Source organism: Actinosynnema sp. NPDC091369 (assembly GCF_044757065.1).
Taxonomy (GTDB): Bacteria; Actinomycetota; Actinomycetes; order Mycobacteriales; family Pseudonocardiaceae; genus Actinosynnema.
Window position 1 is genome coordinate 232,743 of the sequence record NZ_JBIVUG010000011.1, and the last position, 7,549, is coordinate 240,291.

The 7,549-nt window shown below is 71.7% G+C and carries 5 protein-coding genes and 1 rRNA gene; 1 reads left to right on the forward strand and 5 read right to left on the reverse strand.

Features of this window, described 5'->3' with window-relative positions; genetic code table 11:
- Window positions 1-79 precede the first annotated feature (79 nt).
- Together ACIQMJ_RS32595 and ACIQMJ_RS32600 are read right to left on the reverse strand one after the other, a co-directional pair.
- Complete coding sequence (locus tag ACIQMJ_RS32595; RefSeq protein WP_499764830.1) at window positions 80-760, reverse strand: acVLRF1 family peptidyl-tRNA hydrolase; 681 nt, start codon at window positions 758-760, stop codon at window positions 80-82.
- Window positions 757-1,332 carry a hypothetical protein gene (locus tag ACIQMJ_RS32600; protein WP_499764831.1) on the reverse strand — a complete coding sequence of 192 codons (576 nt, stop codon included), beginning with the start codon at window positions 1,330-1,332 and terminating at the stop codon, window positions 757-759. The genes ACIQMJ_RS32595 and ACIQMJ_RS32600 overlap by 4 nt, the downstream gene beginning before the upstream one ends.
- A 309-nt stretch (window positions 1,333-1,641) precedes the next feature.
- Between ACIQMJ_RS32600 and ACIQMJ_RS32605 the strand changes: the two genes are divergently transcribed.
- Entirely contained in the window at window positions 1,642-2,619 is a 978-nt protein-coding gene (locus tag ACIQMJ_RS32605) for a hypothetical protein (RefSeq protein ID WP_499764832.1), read from the forward strand.
- Window positions 2,620-2,670: 51 nt separating this feature from the next.
- Here ACIQMJ_RS32605 and ACIQMJ_RS32610 read toward each other — a convergent pair whose 3' ends face one another.
- From ACIQMJ_RS32610 to rrf, 3 genes are all read right to left on the reverse strand, one after another.
- On the reverse strand, window positions 2,671-5,460 hold the full coding sequence (locus ACIQMJ_RS32610) for a S8 family serine peptidase (protein WP_499764833.1): 2,790 nt from the start codon (window positions 5,458-5,460) through the stop codon (window positions 2,671-2,673).
- Window positions 5,461-5,604: 144 nt separating this feature from the next.
- On the reverse strand, window positions 5,605-7,173 hold the full coding sequence (locus ACIQMJ_RS32615) for a deoxyguanosinetriphosphate triphosphohydrolase family protein (RefSeq protein ID WP_499764834.1): 1,569 nt from the start codon (window positions 7,171-7,173) through the stop codon (window positions 5,605-5,607).
- A 105-nt stretch (window positions 7,174-7,278) separates the two neighbouring features.
- Window positions 7,279-7,395 (reverse strand): 5S ribosomal RNA (gene rrf / locus ACIQMJ_RS32620).
- Window positions 7,396-7,549 lie beyond the last annotated feature (154 nt).

The window sequence follows — 7,549 nt, forward strand, 5'->3', positions numbered from 1 at the left end:
CTGCTCCTCGGGTAGCTGAGGCCGCCGCGGGTCGGCGCCTCCTCACCCTTATGAATGCGGTCGGGGTCGCCGGGGGTTGTCACGAGTTTTCGCGGGGTTCCCGGACGACGACCTCCACCGCCAGGGCGCGCACCGCGGCGTCGTCCAGCACGGCCCGCCGGGGCTCCGGCACGTCCAACACGCGCCGTGACGCCAACGCGAACACATCCCCCAGTCGACGGTCACCCCGCAGGACGTCCAACGCCTGGCGGTCACCGCCGAGCACGACCGCGTCCAGCTCCTCCACCCGGGGAGCCAGCACCCGCGCCGCGTCGTCCGCCGCCGCCTGGAGGGCGACCCGCGCCTGCCCCTCCCGCCGCCGCGCGAACCGCTGCTGCGACCACCCGCCCGCCTTGTTGCGCCCGTGCACCTGACGGCTGTCCGTGGTCGACACGAGCACCACGCCGTCCTGCGCCACCCCGATGCTGTGCCCGCCGAGCCGCACCAGCAGCAGCCCGATCCGTCGGGACGCCGACGCGTGCGCCAGCAGCGCGTCGATCACCAGACCTTCGTGGTCACCCGGCGGGGTGAACTCGCCGAACGCGGCCGACACCGCGGCCGTCGCCCCGTCCACCGCCGTGACCAGGCAGCTGTCCGACGTCACGGACGTCGACACCACCCCGCCGTGGCGCTGGGCGAACCGCGAGAACCACCCGTCCAGGCGGTCCGGCGGCACCTCGACCGCCCGGCCGCCCCCGGAGACCGGGCGGACCCTGCTCATGCCGGCGCGACCGCGACCCAGACCGGCAGCGGGTGCCCGCACTCGGCGGGCGAGAGCCGCTGGACCGCGCCGAACCCGGCGTCGGCCAGCGCGGTGGCGACCTGCTCGGGCGAGAGCACGCGGTGCCGGGTCGACACGGTGTTCGCCACCTCCCAGGTCTCCGCGCCGCGCACCAGCCGCACGACCTCCAGCGCGTAGGACTCGCCGTCGGCCGCCCAGTCCCACAGCTGCACGGTCACCTGCCGCTCGGACCCGCGCCCGGACACCTTCGGCGGCGGCGCGGTCGGCCGCAACCGGCCCAGCTTCTCCAGCTCGGGCACGGCGGCCACGAACAGGCCACCGGGCCGCAGCACCGTCCGGGCCAGCAGCAGCGCCTGGTCGAGCGCGCCCTCGTGGGCCAGCCGGGGCAGCAGGTCGTCGCCCGCGCGGACCACGTCGACCGTCGGCCCGCCCTGGTACCGCCCGACGTCGAGCAGGTCGACCACCACGTGCGTGCCGTCGCCGAGCACGGCGGCGGCGACCTCCGTCAGGGGGTCCTCCGGCAGGGGTACGACGTCCTGGGCGGCGGTCACCGGGCACACAGTAGGCCCAACGGATCAACGACCGCCAACGCCGGGGCCGGCGGGGCGTGGAAGGCCCGTGACGGGGGCATACCAGTACCGAAGGGTCACCACCAGGACCCCGAAGCGGCCGTTGCACAATGTTACCGGCGGGTTTACAAAGGGGGGAGCACGGATGTTCACCACTTGACAGAACGATGCCCATCCCAGTGAACTCGTAACCCGTATGGCCCAATCAATGACTCCACCTGGAAGGCACCAACGCCCTGCGTTGGCGGGTAGGGTCACTGGGGCGTGATCTCATGACAGCGGGGAGTCACAATGACCAACGCTGCCGGTCGACCCAACCTGTCCGTCGACGAACTCGACTCGACGGGCCACGGCAGTCTTGCGCAGCTTCTCACCACGGGACCGTTCCCCGAGGCGCTGAGAGCCGCGATCAAAGCGAGCAGGCTGAGTCTCGACCGCATCCAGCACCGGCTCGCCCTGCGCGGGGTCACCATCAGCGTCGCGACGCTGAGCTACTGGCAGTCCGGCCGCCGCCGACCCGAGCGACCCGAGTCGCTGGAGGCGCTGCGCCACCTGGAGACCGTGCTCGGCGTGCCGCAGGCAGGCTTGTCCGCGCTGCTCGGACCGCCGCGCCCGCGCGGCAGGCGGTCCCGGCCGACGACGATGATGCCGATCGACGCGCTGTGGGCGCGCCGCGAGCGGGTGGCGAACCTGCTCACCAAGGTGGACACCACCTCGGACGTGAAGCTGGGTCGGATCAGCCAGCACGACCGGATCGAGATCGCCGCGGACGGCGGTCAGCGCTCGGTGTGGGTGCGCCAGATCCTGCGCGCCGAGCAGGACGGCCCGGACCGGTGGGCGCTGGTGTTCGAGACCGAGCAGGCCAACGTGCTGCCGCAGGTGGTGAACCTGCGCAACTGCCACCTCGGCCGGGTGGTCGAGGACACCGAGGCCAACATCATGGCCGCCGAGATGATGTTCGACCGGCCCCTGACCAGGGGCGAGACCATCATCATGGAGTACGAGCTGCTGTTCGCCGAGGGCCACTACCCGGCGGGCAACAACACGTTCGCCCGCAAGTTCCGGCTGCCGGTGCGCGAGTACGTCATCGAGGTGCGGTTCGACCAGTCCAACCTGCCCGCGCGCTGCCAGCAGTTCAGCGTGCCCGCCGGTGACGACACCCCGTCGCGGCGGCGCAACCTGGCCTTGGACGCGGCGGGTGGCGTGCACGCCGTGGCGCTCGGTTTCGGGCCCGGCGTGTTCGGCATCCGCTGGGAGTGGCCGAAGTAACACGTAACGAAAAGGGCCCCGGGAGCGCGCTCCCGGGGCCCTTTTCGTCGATCAGACGTAACCGTTGATCTTCAGCGAGACCGAGCGGATCGAGCCGCGGTCGGACGTGGCCGTGTCCACGACCTTGAACGTCCACGTGCCGTCCACCGGCTCGGCGAGCAGCGCGCCGAACGGGGTGGTGGGCCGCCACGTGCCGGTGTACGGCGCGAGGTTGCTGGTCACCGAGGAGAACGGCTGCGCGGCGGTGTCGTCGAACACGACCTGGCACAGGTTGTTGCCGGTCGAGCCGTTGCGCTGGAACACCGTCGCGGTCGCGCCGGACGGCGAGGTCAGCGTGCCGACCAGGTCACCGACGAACGAGTGGTCGATGCCGACCGTGGTCGCGCCGGTGGCCGAGCTGCACGTGTCACCGTCGACCGAGAACACGAGCTTGGAGGCGAGGCCGACGCCGCTGACCGGGATCTGCACCGCGGCACCGGTCGGGTCGTTGTCCGGGATGGCCACGACCGGCCCGGCGTAGGCGAAGGTCTTCGCGTCGCGGGACGGCTCGCCCACCTTGAGCGTGAACGTGCTGGTGGTGGGCGAGGTGGTGCCCGCGAACGTCACCTTGGCGTCCAGGCGGACGGCCGAGCCGACACCCGCGGTCGCGGGCACGGTCACCTTGAACGTGTTGGTGACCGTCTGGCCGACCTCGACGTTGCCGTAGTACTTCGACCGCGGCGCGATCGTCACGCCCGCGGTGGGCGTGGTGAGCACGAGGCTGGTCGACGAGGCCGTGCCGTCACCGGTGTTGACCACCGGCACGGTCACCGTGGCCGTGGTGCCGGGCTTGAGGTACTGGCTGCCGTCGTTGTCGTTCACCACGGACGGCTTCGCCGCCTTCGCCAGCGGCTGCGGCGAGGCGCCGGTGTAGGCCAGCACCAGGTCGGCGCGCACGACGCCCGCGCCGGTCCGGTTGTCCGCGCCCGCCTCGGCGATGTCGATCGCGGTGGCGGTCAGCGCCTCGCGGACCTCCGCGGGCGACAGGCCGGGGTTGCCGGACAGCACCAGGCCCGCGATGGCCGCGGCGTTCGGCGCGGACGCCGACGTGCCGAAGAACGGGTTGAAGCCCGCCACGCTGGTCTGCACGCCGTCCGCCGCGGTCAGGTCGGGCTTCTGCCGGACCTCCTCGCGCGGGGTGCCGTCGGGCGCGAAGAACACCCGGCGCGGACCGTCCGAGGTGAACCGCTCGGGCTTCTGCGCGCCGTCGAACGCGTTCGGGTACGGGCCGCGCGGGTTGGCCGGGTCGCCCGGCTCCAGGTCGAACGGCAGCGGGTTGTTCGCGGGCGCCGCCGCGACGCTGATCGCGCCCTTGGCCGCCGAGTGGCCGCGGGTCACGCCCGGCGTCGCGAACTTCTTGAGCCCGTCGGAGGAGTCCTTGAAGCGACCACCCAGGGCGGACAGCGCCAGGTACTTGTCCTCACCGCGGAACTTGACCACGGCCAGCCGCAGGCCGAACCCGCTGGTGGGCGTGTTCAGCCGCTCGTACGGGTCCTGGCTGCCGTCCTGCACGCCCTGGCTGAACGTCACCACGTTGCCCTGCGCGTTCGCCAGGTACAGGTCGTAGTCGTTGAACGACGACGCCAGCGGGTCGGACCAGAACAGCGTCACCGGCACGTTGACGGAGCTGTCCGACAACGGGTTGAACACCTGCTTGGCGTCCGGAGACGGGTTGAAGTCGTGCGCGGTGCCGGCGAACTTGCCGACGCCGACGCCGGAGTCGACGAACTGGCCCTCCCAGTGGCCCGAGGTGCCGTCGGCGACGTTGCCCTCGTTGCCCGCGGAGGAGAAGAACAGCGCGCCGTCGGCGGTGACCGCGTCCACGGCCTGCGCGATCACGCCGTCCTGGAACGGCGACTCGTTGAAGTACAGGATGTCGTCGACGATGACGTCGCAGCCCAGCTGGAAGCGCAGGGCGCGGATGTTGTCGGCGAAGCTCGCGTCGCCGTTGACCGCGGTGGCGAAGCCGAGGCTCGCGTTCGGCGCGATGTCGTGGAGGATCTCCAGCATCGCGGTGCCCTCGTTGCCGTCGCCCTCCTGGCCGGCCAGGACCTCGACGCCGGCGGGGAGCTCGCCCGCGGCCTGCGAGAGGGCCAGCGAGTCGACGCCGTCGGACAGCGCGCACAGCTTCACGCCGGTGCCCGTGACGCGGAAGTCGTCGCGGGCGGTGTCGGCGGCGTGCGCCCGGTCGCCCTCACCGGTCCGGGCGGCCTGCGGCGTGATCAGGGCTTCGCGGGTGCGCTCCTCGATCTGCCGGGCCTTCTCCTCCTTGGACGGCGCCGGGTCCGCCTTGCGGTCCTGCTCGTGGAACGTCTTGAACTCGACCGCGGTCTCGACGCGGCGGACGTCACCGCGGGCGGACAGCTTGGTCAACGCGCCGAGCGGCAGCTGGGCGCGGACCGTCTTGCCTTCGGTGGACACCGCGCGGATGCCGCCACCGGCGGCCCGGACGGCGGCGACCAGGTCGTCGGTCACCTTGAACGCGCGGATGTCCACCACGACGGTGTTTCCGCTGTGGACCTTCACGCCGGTCTGGAGGGCGGGGAGCTTGGCGAGCGTGGTGGCGTTGGACCGCCTGCGCTGCTCTACCACGAGCGCGCTGTCCATTTTGGACTCCGCCTCGGTGAGCGACCTCTTGATGTCCTGCAACGCCGCGATCTGCGCGGCTGTCCGATCCTCGACGCCTTTGGACGCCCGGGTCGGGTCGGCGGAGGCGGGCGACGCCACGCCCGCGGTCAGCAGCACGGCGGCACCCGCCGCGATCAGGGCGTTTCTTCGCAAACGACGTTTCGGTGAGCGCACGGGCGTCTCCCCCAGATCGTGCGTGCCCCCGACGCACGCGGCCTGCGGTCGGATGTCTCCGGCCGAGGGGTCAACGTATTGCGCATGGACAAGTACCGTCTGCCACCGTTCGGCCTACTTCTCAGACGGTGAATCCATCACATTTCACAGTACAAAAGCATCTGTCCACAGCTGACCGGTCCGCCCGGACAGGGCGTCGAGCAGCGCCGCGGCCTGGTTGTCGGTGAGCGAGGCGATGAAGTCGACCACCGCCCGGCCACGCGCCAGCGCCCGCACGGCGTCCGGCCCGGACGGCGTCTCCCCCGTGGCGCCGACCAGCACCGACGGGTCCGTCCGGGCCAGTGCCGCGTACTCGTCACCCGCCAGCTCGACCAGGTCGTGCAGCCGGCGCGGCAGCCGGTTCGCCTCGTGCCGGTCGGTGACCCACTGCTCCAGCGCCTCGACCAGGGCGGTCAGCAGCCGCGCCTGGCCGCGCTGGTGCAGCGCGAGGTCCGGGCGCAGCAGCACGAACCGGCGGTGCACGAACTTCAGCACCTGCACCTCGTGCCACTGCGCCACGGCCAGCACCACGTGCCCGGAGCGGGTCGTCGGCTCCTCGACCACGCCGACCGAGTCCACCAGGCGGCGCGTCCAGCGGGCGGAGAACCCGGCCACGGCCTGCTCGGCCTCCACCGACCCGTCGAACGGCACCGCCAGCAGGCCGTCCACCAGCTCGGCCCGCACCTTGGCCACGGCCTGCGCGAACGCGCCGTCGTCCACCGCCCACGAGTCCTTGGCGTGCAGGCGGCGGCGCAGGGCTTCCAGCGACCGGCCCGGCCGGCGTTCCTGGGCGGCGAGGTCGGCGGCGCTCAGCGCGGCCAGCTCCAGCGCGTGGTCCAGCCAGGTGTTCAGCTCGGTCGACACGGTGGCGTGCTGGAGCACGCCCACCCGGTGGAAGTCCTCCAGGTCGTGGATGGCGTAGGCGATGTCATCGGCCGTGTCCATGATCGACGCCTCGACCGTCTGCTGCCACGACTCCAACCGGCCCGAGTAGAACGCGCGGGACTGCTCGACGTCGTCCAGCTCGGTGACGTACGCGGAGAACTTGCTGGAGCCGGTGCCCGGCGCGTCGGGCGGCTCGGCCGCACCACGCGGCGGAGCGGGCAGGTCACGCGGGTGCGGCGTCGGGTACGACAGGCGCGTCCACGGGTACTTGAGCATCGCCGCCCGCACCGCCACGGTCAGGTCGAGCCCGACCGCGGCCGGACCCCGCACGTCCGTGGTCGTGACGATGCGGAACGACTGCGCGTTGCCCTCGAACCCGTCCGACAGCCCGAACCGGTGCCGGGCCAGCCGGTCCAGCACCTGCTCGCCGAGGTGCCCGAACGGCGGGTGACCCAGGTCGTGCGCCAGGGACGCCGCCTCCACCACGTCCGGGTCGCAACCGCCGAGCTTCTCCAGCACCGTGGCGACGTCCGGACTGGTGTGCAGGCGCTCGGCGATGGCGCGGGCCGCCTGCGCCACCTTCAGGCTGTGCGTGAGGCGGTTGTGCACCAGCAGACCGGAGCCGGTCGAGCTGACGACCTGCGTGACACCGCCGAGCCGGGCGAAGAACGGCGAACTGGCCACCCGGTCCCGGTCGACCCGGAACGGGCTCGTGGCCAGATCGGCCTGGACGGTGGCGTTCCCGCCGGAGCGGCGCTGCGTTCGGGGGTCGGCGGGGTCTTCGTGCATGGCCGAGAACTTAGTCGCGCGGTTCAGCGGCGTCGACCCGACGCGTGACGCGAAAAAGCCTTCAGGGGCACTCGATGATCCGAGTGCCCCTGAAGGCGAAGTTATGTTCGGCGGCGTCCTACTCTCCCACACCCTCACGAGTGCAGTACCATCGGCGCTGGAAGGCTTAACTACCGGGTTCGGAATGGGACCGGGTGTTCCCCAACCGCTATGACCACCGAAACACTATGAAATTACCAACCCGTAGGCACCCGACCCAGGCACTCTCGTGCCCGACCAGGTGGTCCGGTTCGGTTCTTTCAGAACCGCACAGTGGATGCGTAGCGTCTTCGTAACAAGTCCTCGGCCTATTAGTACCGGTCAACTCCAGCCGTTA